Consider the following 21,436-nt stretch of genomic DNA (forward strand, 5'->3'; position numbering starts at 1 on the left):
ACAAATATAACAGACCATTCAGACCAAAACCTGAATGGTTTTTTTCTTCCAGACAAATTGATAATACGCACCTTGACCGATGCACAGACTCACAAATGCCAAGGCATAGGCATACCAAATTCCTTGCAAACCCCACCACTGACTGAAGAAATAAGCACACGGTACTTCAATTAAAACAATCGCTAAAATATTGATGATCATTGGAACATTGACCGTGCCACTGGCGCGCATAATGGAGGCAAAAATTGCACTGGCACCAAAAAATAAAATGGCCCATAACACAATAAATAAGAGCTGCTGACCCAGTACCACCACCGCAGGATCGGTAATAAACAACGCCATCAGATATTTAGAAAATAAATAACCCAAGGTGACTAAAATACCTGTAATCAGCAAATTCATGCCTAAGGCTGTACGGGTCACTTTAGCCAGTAATTCGGCTTTGCCTGCACCAATGGCTTGTGCAGCAAAAATTGAAGCGGCAATTGCAATAGATAGCGCAGGAAATTGAATATAGTTCAACACCTGATTAACTGCGCCATAGGCGGCAGTGGCCTCAGCACCATGCCGATTGACCAAACCGACAATCACCAAACCTGCCATAGAGGTAGTGACCATTTGTAAGCCTGTGGGAATCCCTAAGCGTAAAATCACCTTGCTTAAATTGGGTTGATGCCGAATTTGACGTAGTAGATGCACATCCATTTTTAAGGGATGATTCTTTTTATTCAGGTAAATCACCAAAAAAATTAAAACAGCCAGATAGCCCAGAATGGTGGCAATTGCAGGGGCAATAATGCCCAAGCGAGGAAAGCCAAAATAACCTGCAATCAGGATGGGGGTAATCACCAATCCCATTAAACTAGTCAAACTCAGGGCAATGAGTGGCGTAAGGCTATCGCCCACTCCACGTAAAATAGAGGTATAAATAATATAAACAAACAGCAGTGGGCTGCCTGCCAACATCCATTGCACATACGGCAGGGATAGATGCATCACTTTAGGGTCTGTGCCTAATAATATTAAAATTTGTTCGGCAAAAATCACCCCCAAACAGGCAATGAAACTGCCGCCAATTAGGGTCATAAATAAAGTCGAACCGACAATACAACGCACTTTTTCGACATTTTGTGCGCCCCACGCTTGCCCGACCAACACGGTCGATCCTGCCGAAAGCCCAATCACAAAGGCCATCAGGCAAAAAATAATGGGAAAAAATACCGACACCGCAGCAATGGCTTCCACACCGAGCATTTGCCCGACAAAAATCGTGTTAATGGTGCCCGAAAGATTTTGCAAAATATTGGTGGCAATCAGTGGCAATAGAAACACCAAAAAGGTTTTCCAAAGCTGAGGGTGATCGACCAGTGCCTGAGGTCTTGCCATGCCAAATCCTGCGCTTCAATATGCGGTTGTTTGAAATTTCACCCTAGCATGATTTGGTCATAAAAAGCCTTAGCTTTTCAGTAACTCAGTGACATTTCAGTGGAGCTTCATCGCTTAAATTGCCGATAAAATTTCACCTGCACGCAACAGGGTTTCGGTTTTTTTAGCAAAGCAGAAACGGATTAAACGTAAATCATCGGGTGGGGTTTGATAAAATGCAGACACAGGAATACCGACAATGCCGTGCTGCTCGGCTAGAAAATGGCACATATCGACAGCATTTAAGCCGGGACGGATATTGCTGTAATCTAAATTTTGAAAATAAGTGCCTTGAGCAGGGCTGAATTGAAAACGTGAATTGGCAATCCCTTGATTAAACAAATCACGTTTGTCCTGATAAAACTTTGCCAATTCTGCAATATGTTCAGGATGCTGCTGCATATAATTTGCCAAAGCCACTTGCACAGCGCTAACCCCGCAGAAATTAATAAATTGATAGGCTTGGCGAAAGAGCTGCATTAAGGCAGGTGCCGCTGCACAGTAGCCTGTTTTCCAGCCTGTGACATGAAAAGTTTTACCAAAGGAACCCACGACAAAACTGCGTTCCCTAAGCTCAGGAAAAGACAGCGCAGAGCGATGTTGATGCGTATCAAAGACTAAATGTTCATAGACTTCATCGGACAGCACCATAATATTATGTTCCTGAATAACATCAATTAAATGCCGCCAATCTTGCGCTGACCACACTGTACCTGTGGGATTATGTGGCGTGTTGATGATGATCATGCGGGTTTTTGCATGAATGGCATCTTTGACTCTATTCCAGTCCACCTGAAAATGTGGAGCTTGCATTGGAATATGAATAGCTTTTGCACCCAACAATTTTACACAGGGTGCATAACTGTCATAACTTGGATCAAAAAGAATGACTTCATCGCCTGCCTGCAGCACGGTTTGCATAATGCTAAAAATAGCCAGTGTTGCCCCAGGTGTGATGGTAATTTCACTCATCGGGTCAAGTGTTAGCTGATCACGTTGTAAAAACTGCTGTGCCAGTTGTTCGCGTAGTGGCAAGTAACCATCGCCCGAAGGATATTGATTGAAGCCTGCGTGTGTGGCTTGGCTTAAAGCATCCAGTAATGCTGCAGGTGGGGGAAAGTCGGGAAAACCCTGCGATAAATTTAAGGCATTCAGTTGTTGTGCCAAGTTAGACATGGTACTAAAAATACTCAGACCTTGAGCAGGCAGTTTCGCGTGAATATCGAGCATAGTGGGGTTCTGGTTGTGGCAGCAGCTTGTTTTACATCGTAGCGTTTTCAGGGGGGAATGCAAATGGGGTAAAGGGTGATGATGTGGCTTGAATAGATCGTTCGAGGCGTTATTTTTGATTGAACACCTCAAGATCGACTTATCAAAAAAATTTCATCTCAAATCAACTCCACCAATGCCCGAATAATCCCCAATCCCAGACCAATAAATGCACCTACCACTACACCATTGACCCGAATCATGTGTAAATCACCACCGACTTCGTTTTCAATTTTGCCAATCATTTCGCGCGAGTCCCATTCATGAATGCGCTCACTAATAAAGCGAATCACTTTTTCACTATATTGATCTGACAAGTTCACCGCAATCGTACTCATTTTTTCATTCAGTAATTGACGTACTGCGGTATTGGCAATGATATTTTCACCGACTTGCTGAATGGCAATACGCAGGTTTTGCGCAATTCCCGAATCAGATTTTTGTAAATCTTCCTTAATCGCATTGCAGAGAATCACCACTGCACCACTAATAAAATTCAAGACTTGCGGACTGTCTAATAGGGCATTTTTAGTGTCATTTAGACGTAGACTGGCACTGCTGTTGTTATCTGCCAGTTGTAACATCAGTTGTTGCCCAGCATCTTCAATTTTTTGTCGCCAAGGGTGTTCAGGGTCTGCCAACATAGATTCGACCCGTTGCAGTAAAGAATCTATGGTGCGTTGCTGCACATCAATTCCAATCCAGCTCGCACCTTTGGCCAGTTTCCACACGCCAAGCTCTTTAAACAATTGACGGGTCAATTCACGGCTTTTTTCAGGATGTTTCAGCATCCAGTCATGGGCAAGGTCTAAACCGCGTTGCAGCACATCCTGATGAAAGTCATTTTCCAAAACCGCACGCAGCATTTCACTGGCCAAGTGGTTGACCTGCGTGTTGCGAACCCATTGCACACTGTTGCTTTGAATAAAGCGCCCAATTTGTTCTTGCCCGACAAATTCAAAAATTTTCGGTACAGTCTGCTGAATGACTTGGGTCACTTGCGCATTATTTTGTGGATTCGCCAACCATTTGCCCACGGATAAAGATAAGTCAGTGCTGTGCAGGCTTTTTTGTACCACTTGGGGCGATAAAAAGTTTTCCTGTACGAAACGCCCCATCGACTCGGCAATACGGTCTTTGTTGCGTGGAATAATTTCGGTGTGATCACGTAAGAATTTAGGAATTGGCATTTTGCCAAAAGGATTGCGAAACAGCACCGTAATCGCATACCAGTCTGCCAGACCACCGACCACGCCTGCTTCGGCAGACAGCATTAGTATGTGAATCAACCACGTATATTCAGGCAGTAATTTTGCGGTCAGCATTAATGCCAGCCATGCTAGCACGGCAATCACTAAAGCAATGGTGGCAAAGCGTTTACTGCGTTGCAGGCTCGGAGAGCTATGCTGCGAGCTGCTCGCTAAAGTGTGGTCAGACGCTGTATTCATGCAGGCATCCTTATCTCATTAGGGCGCGGCAGGGGCAGAGGTTGGTGGGGTTAATGGTTGTCCTGTTGGACTTAAACCATATTTTGCCCCCAGTGATTGTAAAATTAGGCTCGCATCAAAGGCATCTTCAGGTGCAGATTTTTGATCTTTAAAACACTGAATGGTGTAAGACACTTGAGTCGGATCGAGGGTGACCACTTGCGGCATATCATAGAATGGGTCAGGCCAGAATGGTGCGCGACGATGATAATATCCATACGGCGAATAGCTATACGGATAGTAACTTGGTGCAGGGTAAACCACGGCTTGTCTAGGTGGTTTCTGGCTACGATTACTCGGATCATCTAAAACTTTAAAAAAGCGAAAACCATGTTGCAGCGTGGTTTGTGCTGCTTTCACCAAAGTAATTTCTTCTGCTGTGCCAAAACTCATGTTATGACCCGCTAAAAAACTAATCCGATAGGTTTGCGCATTGAGCGGTGTGGTGCTGTATTGCCCCAACTGTTCAAAGCTGAGCGGTTTAGAGGGTGTCGTGGCACAGCCTGTAAACAGCAAACTGCTGGCAAGGGCAAGACCGAGTAGGGAATATTTCATGTGAAAGCTCCTGTACACATCAACCAGCCAAGACAAGCTCGCCAGTTAGAAACTGCTATTGGGTTGGGTTAAAAACTCAAGTTCTTCTGCACTCGAAGGACGTCCCAACACCTGATTCCGATGTGGATAACGTCCAAAACGGTCAATAATCACTTTATGTTTCAGTTCATAGCCCAACACGGTGGGGTCATTCAAACTTTCAAACAGCGTCAATGCGACTTCGTGAATACGTTTGGATTCACTGTGCATAAACGGCATATATAAAAAACGGCGTTCGGTTGGGTTTAAGTCCTGATCCAATTTTAAGTGAATCATTTCCTGTGCCAACACCAAGGCTATTCCATCTTGGGCAAAGGCACGCGGGTCATTACGGTATAAATTACGTGATAATTGATCTAAAACAATGATTTCAGCCAAACGACCTGCAGGTGTTTCGCGCCATGTCCATAATTCTCCTTGTGCCGCTTGTTGCAGTACATCGGTAAATTTTTCTGCGAGCAGGGCATCAAATTCTGCGCTTTTGACAAACCAGTTCGGTTCTGCAGCAGGAGAAAACCAAAAATCTAAAAAATCTTGATAATTCATACGCTTTATTATTTACCTCTGTTCTTTTGATTATAAAATCACAAATTTAGCATGTCTTATAGTGCAACTTTGTGATAAAAAATTGCCAAATTAAAATTTATTGACGTTGACCACTTTATAAAATGTCAGCATGCCCCAAAATCATCATTTTGTTAGAAAAAACAGCCCAAGCGCATGTGCTGATGCCAATCAAGTTATACTTGAACGGTAGCAATTTCATCTCAGATCATCTGCATGATAGAGAAAATTGCCACCGACCCAAAATCAGCCTGTGGTTTATGTCGTATTTGTAGTGTATTGGATTAAGCGAGAGTGTAATGAGTCAACCCGAACCAAATGCGCAAGATGTTCTACCAACATGGGTAGACGCTGCGTTGCTTCAAGGGATGTTGCGCGGGATTGAACGCGAAAGTCTGCGTATGCAAAGCGATGGCTTCTTGTCGCAGCAAGCACATCCTCAAGCCTTGGGTTCGGCACTCACACATCCGCATATTACTACGGACTATTCCGAAGCGTTGATGGAGTTCATTACTCCACCGCAAAGCAGCATTCAACACGCGCTTGATTATTTGCGAGATATTCATAGCGTGGTGCATCAACACTTAGGCGAAGGTGAAAAACTTTGGCCGCTGTCGATGCCGTGTATGCTCGATGAAACCGATGACGGTATTCCACTGGCGCAATATGGCAGCTCCAATATTGGGCGCTTTAAAACTTTGTATCGCCGTGGTTTAGGTGTGCGCTATGGTCGCCGTATGCAGACCATTTCAGGGGTGCATTATAATTTATCCTTCCCTGAACATTTATTTGCCGCCTTGCAACAACATGAAAGTGATGAGCAGCTCAAAGCACTGAGTTTGCAAGATTATCGTAGTCATCGTTATTTAGGTTTAATTCGTAACTTTATTCGTTTAACACCATTGGTGATGTTTTTAGTCGGTGCAAGTCCATCGGTTTGTCAGTGTTTTATGACGGGGCGTGAACATCATTTGCTGCCGTTGTTAAGAGGCACGTTGTATTTACCGTATGCGACTGCATTGCGTATGGGTAACTTTGGCTATCAAAACTCGGCGCAGAAAAAACTTGGTATTCATTACAATGATTTAACGGGTTATTTGGATGGTTTGCAAAAAGCCGTAAAAACCCCGTACTTGCCATTTAGCCGCTTAGGTTTAGATGATGCCACGGGTGAGCCAATTCAAATTAATGACCATGTGCTGCAAATTGAAAATGAGTACTATAGTTTAGTGCGCCCAAAACAAGTGCCACAAGAGGGTGAAACCCCATCTCAAGCACTTGCCAATCGAGGTATTGGTTATGTCGAATTACGCGCGGTAGATGTTAATCCGTATAGCCCAATTGGGATAGATGAACATACCGCAGGCTTTTTGGAAGTCTTAGCATTGTATTGTTTGTTGCAAGACAGCCCAGCCTTGTTAGATGCGGAACAAAGTATCATCGAAAAAAATCAGGCCGAAGTGGTCAATCGTGGGCGTGCGCCAAATGCGCACATTCAAGAGAGCGATGTTAAAACCCCAATTGAAGCGTGGGGACAGCAGTATGTCACCGCCATGCAACCTTTGGCTGCTTTACTCGACCAAAGTTATGCGACGCAGCTGTATTCTCAAGCTTTAGAACGCATGATGGTGCGTTTGCATGAAGTCGATGAAACTCTGTCGGCACACATGATTGCCGATACTATTCGTCATGGTGGTACGTGGGGCTTTGGCAGTTATATGGCGCAGCAACATGCACATGCGTATGAGCAACATGCGCTGCGTCCTGAAACACAAACATATTTTGATGAAATTGCAGTGCAATCTATTCAGCAACAACAACAACTTGAACAAGCACAGGGTCTGAGTTTTGCAGACTATGTCGCACAATATAGATAACAGCTCAGAGATTTAAACATGCAATTGAGTTATCGTCTGCTAAGTGGTGTTTTATTTTTAGCCAGTGTCATTGGGATGACATTTGCATTGTATTTAGAGCATGTGCAAGGTTTAGCGCCGTGTCCACTGTGCGTTTTTCAGCGGGTGGGCTTAATTGCATTGGGTTTGGTTTCACTGATTGCTTTTGTGCATAACCCTAAATCTAACGTGGTTAAGCGTATTTACGCGCTGTTCGGCAGTATTGGAATTTTATGGTCAGTGGGTGTGGCAGCACGGCATGTGTGGCTGCAAAACTTACCGCCCGATCAAGTGCCAAGCTGCGGTCCAGGGCTAGATTATTTGGTAGATGCCTTACCCATGAAAGCCGTATTGCAACAAGTACTGTCGGGTTCAGGTGAATGTGCTGTGATTGACTGGACGTTCTTGGGGCAGTCTTTACCCGTGTGGTCATTGCTGTTCTTTAGCGTGTTGGCACTCATCAGTTTATGGCAATTGCTGCGTAACTATCCGTTTGTGGCATCGACTACATTTGGCAAAGTGAAGAAAAAATAAATTCGGGCTACTTGCTCACTGAATTGATAAAAAAGCGCCATCTCAATGTAGATGGCGCTTTTTTATTTGTGTATTTAGGGGCTGTTGAAAATCCATCTAAAAATCATCGTGTTGTAGCGTATTTTGAACTGTTTAGACTATGTTAGGTGAGCGCAATGCCTTCTAAACTTGACCAATCGCCAATAAATTCATGAATTTGCTGCTCTGGCACTTCTTCATGCGCAGGATAAAACCATTTCACCAATTGCTCTGCCACACTTGGATGATATTGTAACTGAAAGTGGTTCAGACCATAGAACACAGCTTTGTGCGATTCAGGCAGTTTTAATTGAAAACGTGGGTTAGGATGTTCCCCCAAAGCACTTTTTATACTGACTAAATAATCGCCAATGACTTTGCGAGTCAGGTTCTGCTTTTTCTCAAACTCAATGCTGCCTGCCACGAAATAAGCATTAATATGGGTCGGCAAAGGTGCGGGTTTGCGGTTGTCATCGACCTGTCCAATTCGTGCCTGATTATGTTCCCAGTCATCATCTCGCACACTGCCATAGCGCAAATCTAAAATGCCGTTGCTGCGAATATTGACCAGATGCCCGACAATTTTCACAATGGGAAAGCGACCTAATTTTTCCTGTAAATGGAAACCAAAACGCTCCAACACTGCTCCGTGATGTGGTGAGCCTAAACAGACCAGATTTTCGACCAAGTGAATCCAGTGCTGCAAATTTTGCTTGCCGTAAAACAGCGCACTGCGCGACACCAAGCCACCCATGCTGTGCCCAATTAAATCAATACTGGTAATTTTAGGATGACGCTGAATTAAATCATCTAAGGTATTGGCAAGACTGCGGCCATTGGCAGAAATGCGACGCCCTGTATTGTAATTCAGATATAACATGGTGTTATGGTCACGTTGTGCCAGTAATTTTTCACCAAAACCACCAAATTGGTGTGTAGTCCAATCGAGGTGATTGCGGCATAAACCGTGCACAAAAATTACCACACGTCCAGACAAATCGCCTTGTTGGACTTCGCCATAATGGTCATAGAGCACCATAGGTAAGGCGAGCGGATTTTGCTGTTCGAGTAGATAATCTCCCAGTACGCCATTCAGTACACCGACTAAAAAATGCAGGCTTGGCGTGAGTGCTTTGTCATGTAAGTTGGGAAATTGCGCAATGATTTGACGTAAACCTGGTGCAACAAAGTGATAGCCGTATTGTTGTAAGCTGTGGAAGGCAAACTTATACAACTTTTGAAAAGTTGCGGTTTTTTGAAACTTTTGCGAGCGTTGTTCGCTCATGCCAAATACGCTGAGCAAAACTTCACGCTGAATGGTTTGAATCACTTCGCTCATCACGGCATTCAGGCGCGTGCTGACCAACTGTGCCAAGCCTTCTAGGATATCGGCCTGACTTGGAGGTGTACGATCCCATCTACAATACGTTTCATGCAGCGGTGTTAAACTTGGCATACTGTGTTGCCCCTTGTGTTCCCATATACCGAACGCTTTATTTTTACTTGGGTTCGCGGTATAAACTCAAGGGTCTGCTGGCATTTCATGAATTTACAGAACTGCAAATTTTTAGATGAATTGTCACCAAACCCGATACTTTTATTTTATCGTGTTCATCTTGAACTACTTGTAAAATACCGATGACTGCCAAGATGTTCGCATCTTTTTGTCTAACAATTGCATTTTTCCATGAAAATTAAATTAAAAACGCAAAATAAGTGCTGTATCAGCCAAAAATTGAATGGTGTTACTAAGAAATGTCGCGCATGAATTTAATTTATTTACATGGTTTTCAAAGTAGTCCTTTGTCCATGAAAGGGCAGCTATTGTATGCCTATGTGCAGCAGCATCGCCCTGGTATTCAGATGCATTTGCCCGATTTAAATGCTCCACCTTTAGAGGTTTTGGCAAACGTATCGGCATTGATTCAACGTTTGCCCAATGTGGCATTGGTGGGCAGCAGTCTAGGCGGCTTTTATGCGACACAACTGGTCGTACAGCATCATGTGCCTGCTGTTGTGATTAACCCTGCTATGCGACCATGGCAATTGTTTCAGGACTTGTTTGGCGATGTGCTGCCCTATGTGGTACATCCGAACTGGAGCTTAACTGCAGCGCAATTGGATGACTTAGCAGACATTGCGTTGCCAGTTGCGCAAGATGCAGACAAAATATTGGTGTTATTGCAACAAGGCGATGAAGTTTTGGATTATCGTGAAGCGCAGCGTTATTATAGTGCTGCCTCACCTTCGGCCATGATCATGACTGAAGCGCACGGCAATCATGCCATGGATAATTTTGCAGACAAAATTCCGATGTTACTGCAATTTTTATCGGATTCCCTAGCTTAAGGAAACAGTACAACGTGTCTCAATATACCGCTCAATCTCTTGAAGTTTTATCTGGTTTAGATCCAGTACGTCGTCGTCCGGGCATGTATACCGACACCACACGTCCAAACCATTTGGCGCAAGAAGTTATTGATAATGCGGTGGATGAAGCACTTGCAGGGCATGCCAATAAAATTACCGTAAAAGTCTATAAAGATGGCTCTTTGTCGGTAGAAGACAATGGCCGTGGTATGCCTGTCGATATTCACCCAGAATACGGGCAAAGCGGGATTGAAATTATTCTGACCAAGCTGCATGCAGGCGGTAAGTTCAGCACCGACAACTACCAATTTTCGGGCGGTTTGCACGGGGTCGGTATTTCTGTAGTGAATGCCTTGTCCAGTCGGGTTGAAGTGACCGTACAGCGTCAGGGCAACCTGTATAAAATGGCTTTTGATCAGGGCGAAGCTGCTGCACCTTTAGAAGTCTTGGAAGGCAAAGCCCCAAAACGTGCTTCGGGTACGTTGGTACATTTCTGGCCTGAAGCTAAATATTTCGATTCACCTAAATTTGCACTAAAAGCCTTAAAACACAATTTAAAAGCCAAAGCGGTACTAGCTGCAGGTTTAGAAATTCATTACATTGATGAAATTAACGATGAAAAAATTGTCTGGCAGTTTGAAAATGGTCTAGTCGACTATTTGATGGATGAGCTGGAAGATCGAGAGATTGTACCTGCCCCTGCTTTTGTGGCGACAGGTGAGGCAGAGCGTGCCAGTGCAGAGTTTGCAATTTGCTGGAATGTAGAAGGCGGCGAGCAAATTCAAGAAAGTTATGTCAACTTGATTCCGACTGCGCAAGGCGGTACGCATGTCAATGGACTACGTTCTGGTGTGACCGATGCGTTACGTGAGTTCTGTGAATTACGCAATTTATTGCCGCGTAATTTAAAGCTATCTGCCGAAGATGTTTGGGATGGGGTCAACTACATTTTATCGTTAAAGTTCCAAGAACCGCAGTTTTCAGGGCAGACCAAGGAGCGTTTATCGAGCCGTGAAGCGGCAAGCATTATGCAGAATATCGCCAAAGATGCTTTTGCCTTGTGGTTGAACCAAAATTCTGACATTGCCATGCAATTGGCAGAAATGGCAATTTCCAAAGCAGGTCGTCGTTTAAAAGCAGCGAAAAAAGTAGAACGTAAAAAAATTGTTTCAGGCCCAGCCTTGCCGGGTAAATTGGCAGATTGCGTGGGACAAACCCGTGAAGAATCGGAACTGTTTATTGTCGAAGGTGATTCCGCAGGTGGTTCTGCCAAACAAGCACGTGATAAAAACTTTCAGGCGATCATGCCAATTCGCGGAAAAATTTTAAATACGTGGGAAGTATCTTCGGACGAGGTTTTGGGTTCGCAGGAAGTACACGATATTGCAATTGCGATTGGGGTTGACCCGGGCAGTGATGATTTATCTGAATTGCGTTATGGTAAGGTTTGTATTTTGGCTGATGCCGACTCGGATGGTTTACACATTGCCACTTTGCTGTGTGCCTTGTTCGTGAAGCATTTCCCAAGCTTGGTGGAAGATGGGCATTTATATGTCGCCATGCCGCCATTATTCCGTATTGATGACGGTAAAGATGTGCATTATGCGCTAGATGAAGATGAGCTAGAAAATACGCTGAAAAAAGCCAAAACCAAAAATCCGCAAATTACCCGATTTAAAGGTTTGGGTGAAATGAATGCCAGTCAGTTACGTGAAACCACGATGGATCCAAATACACGCCGTTTGGTGCAACTCGATTTGGATGATAGTCATTTTACCGCAGGTTTATTGGATAAATTGCTGGCTAAAAAACGCTCTGCAGACCGTAAAGTGTGGTTAGAGCAAAAAGGTAATTTAGCCGATTTGGCGGTTTAAGCTGATTTAATTTAGAAAAAGCATCCATTATTTCAAAAAAGTAATGGATGCTTTTTATTGTAATTTTGATTGGTGTTTATAATTCAATATTTTCAGGCCATAAAAAATATCCACCATATTGACTGGTTTTAAATTCTGCACCTACGTCTTTGCCTTGTTGAGTGAGTATGTGCTTTCCAGCATCATTGATATTTAATAAGCCTTTTTCGGTAAAATGAGCCAACAATTCATTGGTTTTCATTTTATGTTTTGCTGCAAGTTTAGATGATGTTAATTTACCAACATTATTGTCATTGGTTTCTTCAACAGATTCATTTGTTGGTTCGGCTTTCACTTCATCTAAACTAATTCTAACTTCATCACTAATACGAATAATACGTTGCGCTTCTTCATAAGCATCTTTAAAGACATCTTGATCTTCATATTTGCGAATCAAAATGCCCATTTCGTTATTATTAATTTGGCTAAATTCATAAAGATTTAGACTAGAAATAATACATTCAGATTCATTGAGATAGCATTTAGCATGTAAGTTTTTACAAAAACTGAGCCGAACAAAATCAAGTTTTTGCATCCATTTTATTTCATCAGGATGTAAATCACTTTTTCCATAAACGATTCGAATATCAATTTTGAGTCGATCTTTATCTTCAAGTAACTCTTTAATACGGTCATTTAAACGTAAATATGGGCTAATTAAAATTAACCTTTCTTTGGCATTTTTTATCAGTTCTTCTAAGAAAAAATTGGTCGCGCTCGTATTTAAAAACTTAGCCATTTAACCCTCCTCATTGTGTCTAAATTATTATGTCCTGAGTATAGCGAATTTATTTAGGTAATGATTTGATGATTAAAAATATTCTAAAATTGAGGCGAAAAAAATGGAGCATCTTGTGCTCCATTTTTTATTGATCCTTAACTAAAGAACCAATATACAAATAATGAAATAATAAATACGCACATGACGTTCAACACCATGCCCACACTCATCATTTCACTTTGTTTAATTTGACCTGTACCAAATACAATCGCATTTGGTGGCGTTGCCACAGGTAACATAAAGGCACACGATGCACCAATACCAATAATCACCACTAAAATTTCTTTTGGAATACCCATTTGGTCTGCAATTGCAGCAAATACAGGAACCAATAACGCAGCAGACGCTGTATTACTGGTAAATTCAGTTAAGAAAATAATGAAGATGGTCACCGCAAAAATCACTACCAATGGCGAAGTATCACCAAAGGTATTGGCAAGGGTTTGACCCAATACCAAAGATGCGCCTGAATCTTTTAAGATCGCACTGAGGGTTAAACCACCACCGAACAGTAATAACACGCCCCAATCGGTATTTTCAGCTACTTGCTTCCAAGATGCAGTACCTAGCATGACTACCAAACATGCAGCAGCTAATGCAGTCCATGTATCGGGTTGGCTAATACCAAAGGTTTCGCTAAGTTTCTTGCCGAAAATCCACGCCACTGCAGTACATACGAATAAAATCATCGTTGCAACACGGGTTTTGGTCCAAGGAATTATTTCAGTTTCAAAATGAATTTTTTGATTTAAATTTGGACGCAATACCAAATATAAGCTGACCAACATTGCTGGTAGCAAAATCAGCATCATTGGTAAACCAATTTTCATCCAGTCAGCAAAGTCATAGTCTAACGCTTTGGCTGCAATAGCGTTTGGTGGCGAACCTACCAACGTACCCAAACCACCTAAACTGGCAGAGTAGGCAATCCCCAATAAAATGAAAACGAAGGTTTTACGCTCTTTAGTGGCATCGAGGTGTGATAACAAACCCAGCGCCAACGGTAACATCATCGCCGCCGTGGCTGTGTTGGAAATCCACATCGACAACGCAGCAGTGACAATAAAAATAGATAAAACCGAAATCCCCAAGTGACCGCCCGACATGGAAATAATCCACATCGCAATTTTACGATCCAGTTTCTGAATGTGCAGTGCAGTCGCTAAAGCAAAACCACCAAAGAACAGGAAAATAACAGGATCGGCAAAAGTCGCCAATGCCTTGCTGGTGCTAATTGGCTCAAGCACTTTGCTGGCATTTTCTACAGGCATGCCCAAAATTACGGCAAGCACCGGCACCAAAAGCGCGGTAATGGTAATGTGTACAGCTTCGGTGAGCCATAAAATACCAATAAAAAGCAACAGACTTAGACCCTTATTTGCATTTTCATCATAGGGCAAGACATTGTATAAACCGAAAGAGAGCAGGGCTGCAATTGCAACAATCACCCAGGTCTTGATCAGTTCTTTTCGCTTAATATTGGCTGGCACTTCTATATGGTTATTTTCCATAGAAGTTCACTCCGTCAAAAGGAATTAAAAGAAAAGAGGGAAGATTGGTCGATGCAAACGACCGAAGCAGTCTGAATAGACTGTTTTTTAAGCTGGTCTTAATTATATGTGTAAATAATTATTTAAGCCAAAAAAAATCTAAATAATTTTCCATTTGTTATGTTTATTGGTCTGATTTATATCAATAAAGCAGGTGATGTTTGGATGATGAATAATCCTTGAGCAATCGCGTAAAGTGCCATAAAACCCAATAACGTAAATACAATCTGCTTAAATAATGTCTGGGAAATTTGTTTACGAATCAGACTGCCGATATACACCATCAGCATAGAGATGATACAAATCAGGGCTAAAACTTTTAATTGTATGTGGCTAAACTGTTGAATTACTGGATATAAAACTGCCAATTGAATGAGTTTGGAAATAATAAAGTTTAAGTTGCTAATCACCACAATATCGGTTTTGCTGTGTTGAGTGCTGAGTAAATACATCATTAGAAATGGTGCCATGGCATTGGTCGCACCACCAATCACACCTGCCAGCAAACCAAAAATCAGCATATTTTTGAGTGAGGCAGAAATTTGCAAAGGACGTTGTCGAAATTGATCGGCCACGTACAATAAAATCAGTACGCCCATTGCCAATTTTAAATAACCTTCGTTCAGAATGAGCAGCAAACTGACGCCCAAATAGCTGCCAATCAGCGCACTGAAGATTAAACCCCAATATTTTTTGCAGTAGCCATATAAACTGCTGAATATAGATTGTGTGGCATCGCCCCGCAGCATGTAGATATTGAGAAGCAAACAGGGAATCAGAACCAAAGCAACCGCAGTACTGAGTGGATATAACATCGCCACCGCAGCCGTACTGAGCATAGGAAAACCAAAACCGCTCATGCCATGCAAAATTGCAGCAATCGCACAAAACAGCAGAATAATGAAATCGGTTTTTTGCATGTGGGCTTCACAGTGCTTTTTATTTGAAATTTAACTCAATGTAGCGGAGTTTTGAGCTAAGTACAAATGGGTTGCGTGGTGGAGAGCAATGCATATTTATTGGAAACTATTTTAATGACCAATAAAAAAGCAAGACCGAAGTCTTGCTTTTTTGAACAGAGAAAAATACAGCTTAGAAATGGTATTTGACCAATGCGCTGACATCGTTTTGATTGATGCCTGATTTATTACCGTATTTGTTGTTCCAAACAGAGTGTTCGATACCGACATATAAACGTGTATTTGGCGAAATGTGTTTGCCTGCATTCCATTTATATTGTGTAGTCCAGTTGAGTTCGCTAGCGTGGTCATCTTCTGCAGTAGACCAATCAAGGAAACCATCTACTAAAAAGTCTTCAGCACCGACTTTAAATGGAAGACCGTAAGCAAACGTCATTTGATAATCATCTTGAGAGATATCTTTATCATTATCTGCTTTGTAGAAGTTCAATTGCGCATATTTGAAATATGGAAGCTCAAGATCAAAACCAATACCGTATAGGTAATTGTTAAAGCCTTCGCCACCTTCCCAAGTGGTTGCAATTAAAACATCTTTAATTGGACCAAAGGCAAGTTTTTGACCAGAAACAGCGCCTAAGCTTAAGCGTGGTGATACTTCAAAGTAAGTGTCATTGCCATCTACATCATTGTTTGAACGGTCAGCAAAGGCAAAAAAATCACCATATTTAAAACCAGCAGCGTATTCAAAAGTTACAGTGCTTTGTTCAATCTCTTGATCGCCAGTTAAAAAAGGTGATTTGTAATTTTCACCGTATAAACCTGTCACGCTAAAATCTTGCCAAATCGGTGCAGCTTGCGTAAAAGTTGCAGCAGTGGAGATTGCGCACAGCGCAGCAATATGTGTAAGTTTCATAAAAATAGACCCCAATAAAAGCGTTTCAAGGATACAGATTCTTTAGCAAAAATAAAGCAAAATTCGATTATTGACGGGTCATTTTGGGGTGTTTTCTATCAGCTTTTGGGTTGAATACTTTTTAAACGATTTAAAACCAATGGTCAAAATGTAAAGGTGAATATTGCAGGTGTGACTAAACCCTTTAAAAGCATCAAGTTTCTCATTGGCAATAGATTGAACAACGTAGTGCTATCCAAATTGATCGCTTATTGAACATCTAAGCTGAAATTGGTGATAAAAGGGTTATTCTTTTGCTGCTTTTCTATAAATATCGCTTGCATATTTTTCAGATAGGCCCGATATTCAAGGTATAGGGACACGGTTCTGCAGAATTAAAAGTGTTCATCATTCACGTAGGAGGAAGTGATTCCAAACTAAGTTGAAGATGTACTTTATGCTGTAAAAACAGCACATTATAAACACGCCAAAACGTATATATAAAATTATGTGTAAGATTTTGGCACAACAAGATTCAGAAATAACGAACGCAAGAGGATGAAATCATGAACATTGAAATCCGTACCGATAAAAACATTCAAAACAGTGATCGATTAATTAGTTACGTTCGTGAAGAACTGAATAATGAATTCCAACGCCACAGTGAGCGTATTACCCATTTTTCAGTGCATTTTAGTGATGAAAATGGTGAAAAAGGCGGTGATGACGACATTCGTTGTATGATTGAAGCACGTCCAGCAGGTTTAAAACCAGTAGTTGTGAATCATCGTGGTCATAATATTGATACAGCCATTCACGGTGCGATTGACCGTTTAAAACGCAGCCTAGAACATGCGTTTGAGAAAAATGAAAATCCTCGTGGTGCTCGCCCAGAATTTGTAGATACAGATGTTGGTGGCGACGACGAATAAGGATCAGACAGATTCCAAGAGCCTCGCAAATTTTGCGGGGCTTTTTTGTGTTTGCATGCAGCCAATGCACTAAATTCACGATTTGCTGACATTTATCTCATACAAATGTCGCTTTATTGGGCATAATAGTTCTAAATTAAACATTGAATAAGAGAGCTCTCTGCATGTTAACTGCGCAACAACAAGTCTTGGTGCAAGCAATAGAAGAATTAGACCTTGCCCAAGTGCAACGCCTATTGGCAGACGGTTTAGACCCTAACTTTATGGATGCCGAAAAAGGCCCTGTAATTTCAATCTGGTCAGATGGTTTATTTCAATGGTGGGAAAAAGTCTGCGAAGCATATGAAGCAGGTCAGCCACTCACAGAGCAGCAAAAACAGCAAGATTTGCAAGTGCATTTAGATATTTTAGAGGCCTTGATTCAAGCCAAAGTGAATTTGCATTTATGGGATGCCGAAGAAATTTACGGCCCATTGTGGGATGCGGCTTCTGCAGCATGTGTTCCTGCGGTACAGCGTTTATTAGATGAAAAAGTCGATCCGAACAGCAAAGATGAAGATGGTTTAACGATTTTATCTTCAATTAGTGATTTATTGTTTGATTGTGATTTTGATGAAATTCAGTGGTCGGATGCTTTGCTAGAAGAACAGCAGACTTTAGAATTGTTGCGTCGTTATGGCGCAAAAATGAGCAAAGAATTGGCCTAAGAGCAGAGATAAAAATATGTCAGCATTAAAAACAGTTGGGTTAATCGTGGCGGCAGGCATCAGCATGCAGGTGAGCGCGGCAGATTTTGAGTTTGATCGTCCTGGTGCAGGAATGAGTACGGGTATTACACCTGTAGGGAAACTGGCTTGGGAACAGGCTTTGCCAAGTGCAAGTTATCAAGAAAGTAACGATGCTTCGGGCGAAAAAGTTAAAACTACTCGCCTTAATGCTGACATGCTGTTACGTACAGGTTTGGCGCAAGATTTAGAGTTACAGCTGGGCTGGCAAGGGCCTGCATGGAGCAAAAGCAAAACTGCAGGTCAATCGGTTGAAGATGATGGTTTGGGTGATGTCAGCATTGGTTTAAAACAAGCCATTGACTTAAATGATGACAAACTTTCTATGGCCGTGTTGTTGCAAGCGCTAATTGCCACAGGCAATGATGGCTTTAGCGAAGAAGATGATATTTATAGCTTGGGTACGGCAGTCAGCTATCAATACAGTGAGCTGTTAAAAACAGGCATCAACATGCGTTACGATGTACAAAATAGCGATTGGGCGGTTACAGCAATTCCCAATATTCAGTATCGTTTAAGCGATCAATGGTCAGGTTTTTCAGAATTGGTCTATCGTAAAGCAGAAAGTCAGGACAATGAATATGGCTTAACTTCGGGGGTGATTTACGCACTGAATGAACGCACTCAGCTGGATGCCAGTGTCGGTGTAGATTTAGACGGTGCAGATAAAAGTTACCATGCAGGTTTAGGTATGGCGTTCTTGTTCTAAGCCATTTAAACCATTTAAAGCTTTAAAATACGTTGTATGTTGCAGCAGGCTAAACTCATCAAGCTTGCTGCAGATTCGTTTTCATCCTAATAAAGTTCATGCCGAGGCGAGCAGAACATGAAGCAGTCCTTATTTCAGACCTTTTGGCAAGCTGCTGTTGATCTAATGGCTGATATTTTTCGCTATATGAATAGGGGCTTATCTTGTCTGCTCGCAAGTCTACTTTTATTGTGTTCGCTAAGCCTACACGCAGAAGCACCTTTACTCCCACCCGAACAAGCCTTTCAGTTTAGCGTTGAATCGGTCAATCCCCAACAAGCCGAACTGCGCTGGAACATGCCTGAACAGTATTATTTGTATCAGCATCAATTTAAGGTTGAGCATGGACAGCAAATACTGGCTTTAGAGTTGCCTCCCGCAGAAGATGTTTATGATGAAAACTATGGACATACTCAGGTTTATTATCAACAAGTCAGTTTTAAAATTCCCACGCAGGCTGTACAGCGCTATCAAGTGAGCTGGCAAGGTTGTGCGCAAGATCGACTTTGTTATCCACCACAGCGCATTGAATTTCAGACAGACAGCACTGGTTTGGTGATTTTAGACAATCAAAGCGCAGCACAAAAAAATCTGTGGGGTGGACACAGTAACCCAACCCAGAATGTGTTTTCGACAACACCTGCCAACTCCACGCTAGCATCCTCAACAAGTGTTGCGACAGCGCAACCCATCACTGCACAAGATCAAATGTGGTCAGAAAAACTGGCACAGAGTTCATTTGCTTATGGCTTGCTACTGTTTTTTGGTTTAGGGGTTTTATTGGCCTTTACTCCATGTTCTTTGCCGATGTTGCCCATTTTGACCTCCTTGTTGGTGCGTGAACATAAAGGTGTCAAAGCGTGGACGATTACTCTGGTTTTTGTCTGTAGCATGGCAATGGTTTATGCCATATTGGGTTTAATTGCGTCATCCGCAGGTTTGAATTTTCAGCGTTGGTTACAACAACCTGCTACTTTAATTGCCTTTAGTTTACTGTTTGTGTTGTTTGCCTTAAATTTGTTTGGACTGTTTGAGATCAAGTTACCACGTGCTTGGGTCAATCGACTCGATCAGGTGCAATCTATGCAAAAAGGCGGCAATTTGGCAGGTGCTGCACTCATGGGCATGTTGTCGGCACTTTTGGTCGGCCCATGCATGACTGCGCCATTGGCAGGGGCGTTATTGTTTATTTCACAAACCCAAAGTCAGATGCAGGGGGCGTTGCTGCTATTTACGCTCGGGTTTGGCATGGGTTCGCCGTTATTGTTGGCCAGTGTGCTTGGGGCAAAAGCTTTGCCACGCGCAGGTTTGTGGATGCATCAAGTCAAAGTGCTGTTTGCCTTTATTATGTTGGCATTGGCATTGTATTTTATTCGTCCGTTATTGGGTGAAGCATGGATGCAATGGCTTAGTTTGGCACTTGGAGTGGGTTTTGTCGGCTATGTGCTGCATCGTTTGAGTGGCTATCATGGTACGCTGCGGGCGATTTATCTGAGTGCGTTATTGGTGGTGGTGCCGTATCTGATTTATAACCAATATCAACACAGCCAGCGTTTTTGGCAGCAGGAAAACGATGCGGTTTTAGAATGGCACCGTGCAACGACTGCAACGGAATTACAACAGTTACTTGCCCAAGCTCCGAAAAATCAGCGCATGATTATAGATGTCTATGCCGATTGGTGTGTGGCGTGCCGTCCGATTGAGCAACAGGTATTGACATCTTCCACTGTAAAACAGGCACTTGCAGAATTTTATTTAATTAAACTCGATTTAAGCCATTACGATGCCAGTCATCAAGCTTTGCTGAATAAATGGGAAATTTTAGGGCCACCTACCTTTTTATTTTTGGATGCACAACAACAAGAAATTCGCAGTCTGCGTTTAACGGGTGCGTTTAACGAAAGCACCTTGTTAAATCAACTGCAGCAACTTCAAACCACACAGGAGTCATCGCCATGATGCAGCTGTATATTGCCAATAAAAATTATTCGAGCTGGTCGATGCGCCCGTGGTTGGTACTGAAGGCGTTTGATTTGGCTTTTGAAGAAATACAACTGAACTTTCCATGCGAGCGTGGTGAGGGCGATTTTAAACAACGTGTCCTAGAAATTAACCCCAATGGTAAAGTGCCTGCCTTGTTAGATCAGGGCATGTTGATTTGGGATTCTCTCGCCATTTGTGAATACTTGGCAGAGCAATATCCTGAACAGGCACTTTGGCCGCGTGATGTACAGCAACGCGCTTGGGCGCGTAGCATCAGCGCAGAAATGCACAGTGGTTTTACCGATTTACGCAGTTTATGTGGCATGAATATTCGCGCCAATTTAGCAGAAGTGGGTACAAAATTATGGCAAGAACATTCGGGTTTAAGACAGGATGTGGCACGCATTGAACACATTTGGGTGGAACGTCCTGCTGTAGATGGTTTCTTGTGTGGTGAATTTAGCATTGCCGATGCGTTTTATGCTCCTGTGGTGACGCGTTTTATGACTTATGCCTTGCCTGTAAGTGCCAACAGCCAACACTATATGCAGCGGGTGATGCAGCATCCTGCTATGCGCGCTTGGGTACACGCCGCATCACAAGAAGCAATGTGGGTCAATTATTTAGAGCCTTATCAAAAACCAGCAAAATGACTTGGAAAAAGCAGGATTAGGAAAAATACTGCGGAAGTTTTTGTGCGGTAAAGTGGTCTTTTTTGTTCCAAAAATAAAACATAGTGTCTTAGTTTTCCCAATTATTCTATTTACGCTGCACGA

19 protein-coding genes are annotated in these 21,436 nt (G+C 42.5%); 9 read left to right on the forward strand and 10 right to left on the reverse strand.

The genetic code is table 11. The features are described from left to right. Positions 1-18 precede the first annotated feature (18 nt). The 5 genes from FTU92_RS11335 to FTU92_RS11355 all read right to left on the reverse strand — a co-directional run bounded on the left by FTU92_RS11335 (position 19) and on the right by FTU92_RS11355 (position 5,321). Entirely contained in the window at positions 19-1,386 is a 1,368-nt protein-coding gene (locus tag FTU92_RS11335) for an MATE family efflux transporter (RefSeq protein ID WP_096901501.1), read from the reverse strand. Positions 1,387-1,500: 114 nt separating this feature from the next. Beyond that, positions 1,501-2,655 carry a methionine aminotransferase gene (locus tag FTU92_RS11340; RefSeq protein WP_180096276.1) on the reverse strand — a complete coding sequence of 385 codons (1,155 nt, stop codon included), beginning with the start codon at positions 2,653-2,655 and terminating at the stop codon, positions 1,501-1,503. A 158-nt stretch (positions 2,656-2,813) separates the two neighbouring features. After that, a complete protein-coding gene (locus FTU92_RS11345) occupies positions 2,814-4,142 on the reverse strand; it encodes a DUF445 domain-containing protein (RefSeq protein ID WP_180038027.1) in 1,329 nt (442 codons plus the stop codon). 18 nt (positions 4,143-4,160) lie between these two features. Continuing rightward, positions 4,161-4,736, reverse strand: coding sequence for a hypothetical protein (locus tag FTU92_RS11350; RefSeq protein WP_179995475.1), 576 nt, complete (start codon positions 4,734-4,736; stop codon positions 4,161-4,163). A gap of 45 nt (positions 4,737-4,781) precedes the next feature. Next, positions 4,782-5,321, reverse strand: a complete 540-nt coding sequence (locus tag FTU92_RS11355) for a DUF924 family protein (protein ID WP_131261222.1) — start codon at positions 5,319-5,321, stop codon at positions 4,782-4,784. A gap of 317 nt (positions 5,322-5,638) precedes the next feature. Between FTU92_RS11355 and gshA the strand changes: the two genes are divergently transcribed. After that, the gene (gene gshA, locus FTU92_RS11360) at positions 5,639-7,216 is read left to right on the forward strand and encodes a glutamate--cysteine ligase (protein ID WP_180043508.1); all 1,578 of its coding nucleotides are present in this window, start codon (positions 5,639-5,641) and stop codon (positions 7,214-7,216) included. Between the two features lie 18 nt (positions 7,217-7,234). Further along, positions 7,235-7,768: a disulfide bond formation protein B gene (locus FTU92_RS11365; RefSeq protein WP_004974176.1), complete on the forward strand. Its 534-nt coding sequence runs from the start codon at positions 7,235-7,237 to the stop codon at positions 7,766-7,768. Between the two features lie 142 nt (positions 7,769-7,910). Here the strand turns inward: FTU92_RS11365 and FTU92_RS11370 are convergent, their stop codons facing one another. Beyond that, the gene (locus FTU92_RS11370; protein ID WP_178318907.1) at positions 7,911-9,242 is read right to left on the reverse strand and encodes an alpha/beta fold hydrolase; all 1,332 of its coding nucleotides are present in this window, start codon (positions 9,240-9,242) and stop codon (positions 7,911-7,913) included. Between the two features lie 308 nt (positions 9,243-9,550). On the opposite strand from FTU92_RS11370, the gene FTU92_RS11375 reads away from it, so the two are divergent. Both FTU92_RS11375 and parE read left to right on the forward strand, forming a co-directional pair. Continuing rightward, positions 9,551-10,135 carry a YqiA/YcfP family alpha/beta fold hydrolase gene (locus FTU92_RS11375; protein WP_131261220.1) on the forward strand — a complete coding sequence of 195 codons (585 nt, stop codon included), beginning with the start codon at positions 9,551-9,553 and terminating at the stop codon, positions 10,133-10,135. Positions 10,136-10,149: 14 nt separating this feature from the next. Further along, the gene (gene parE / locus FTU92_RS11380) at positions 10,150-12,030 is read left to right on the forward strand and encodes a DNA topoisomerase IV subunit B (RefSeq protein ID WP_004974183.1); all 1,881 of its coding nucleotides are present in this window, start codon (positions 10,150-10,152) and stop codon (positions 12,028-12,030) included. Between the two features lie 76 nt (positions 12,031-12,106). Here the strand turns inward: parE and FTU92_RS11385 are convergent, their stop codons facing one another. The 4 genes from FTU92_RS11385 to FTU92_RS11400 all read right to left on the reverse strand — a co-directional run bounded on the left by FTU92_RS11385 (position 12,107) and on the right by FTU92_RS11400 (position 16,233). Beyond that, positions 12,107-12,808 (reverse strand): phospholipase D family protein, encoded by a 702-nt coding sequence (locus FTU92_RS11385; RefSeq protein ID WP_004974184.1) that lies wholly within the window; start codon positions 12,806-12,808, stop codon positions 12,107-12,109. A gap of 137 nt (positions 12,809-12,945) precedes the next feature. Next, the gene (locus FTU92_RS11390; protein ID WP_180096278.1) at positions 12,946-14,361 is read right to left on the reverse strand and encodes a DASS family sodium-coupled anion symporter; all 1,416 of its coding nucleotides are present in this window, start codon (positions 14,359-14,361) and stop codon (positions 12,946-12,948) included. Between the two features lie 176 nt (positions 14,362-14,537). After that, complete coding sequence (locus FTU92_RS11395; protein WP_004974188.1) at positions 14,538-15,320, reverse strand: sulfite exporter TauE/SafE family protein; 783 nt, start codon at positions 15,318-15,320, stop codon at positions 14,538-14,540. Between the two features lie 172 nt (positions 15,321-15,492). Beyond that, the gene (locus FTU92_RS11400) at positions 15,493-16,233 is read right to left on the reverse strand and encodes an outer membrane protein OmpK (RefSeq protein ID WP_070155832.1); all 741 of its coding nucleotides are present in this window, start codon (positions 16,231-16,233) and stop codon (positions 15,493-15,495) included. A 545-nt stretch (positions 16,234-16,778) separates the two neighbouring features. On the opposite strand from FTU92_RS11400, the gene FTU92_RS11405 reads away from it, so the two are divergent. From FTU92_RS11405 to FTU92_RS11425, 5 genes are all read left to right on the forward strand, one after another. Beyond that, positions 16,779-17,144, forward strand: coding sequence for an HPF/RaiA family ribosome-associated protein (locus FTU92_RS11405; RefSeq protein ID WP_004974190.1), 366 nt, complete (start codon positions 16,779-16,781; stop codon positions 17,142-17,144). A gap of 164 nt (positions 17,145-17,308) precedes the next feature. Continuing rightward, a complete protein-coding gene (locus FTU92_RS11410) occupies positions 17,309-17,851 on the forward strand; it encodes an ankyrin repeat domain-containing protein (protein ID WP_096901627.1) in 543 nt (180 codons plus the stop codon). Positions 17,852-17,867: 16 nt separating this feature from the next. Continuing rightward, on the forward strand, positions 17,868-18,638 hold the full coding sequence (locus tag FTU92_RS11415) for a transporter (RefSeq protein ID WP_104852730.1): 771 nt from the start codon (positions 17,868-17,870) through the stop codon (positions 18,636-18,638). A 165-nt stretch (positions 18,639-18,803) separates the two neighbouring features. Next, positions 18,804-20,636: a protein-disulfide reductase DsbD gene (gene dsbD, locus FTU92_RS11420; RefSeq protein ID WP_180096288.1), complete on the forward strand. Its 1,833-nt coding sequence runs from the start codon at positions 18,804-18,806 to the stop codon at positions 20,634-20,636. Further along, positions 20,633-21,313: a glutathione S-transferase family protein gene (locus tag FTU92_RS11425; RefSeq protein WP_180096280.1), complete on the forward strand. Its 681-nt coding sequence runs from the start codon at positions 20,633-20,635 to the stop codon at positions 21,311-21,313. The genes dsbD and FTU92_RS11425 overlap by 4 nt, the downstream gene beginning before the upstream one ends. Positions 21,314-21,436: the final 123 nt, after the last annotated feature.

Origin of the sequence: Acinetobacter sp. YH12205, from assembly GCF_013418125.1 — a bacterium.
Classification (GTDB): domain Bacteria; phylum Pseudomonadota; class Gammaproteobacteria; order Pseudomonadales; family Moraxellaceae; genus Acinetobacter; species Acinetobacter towneri.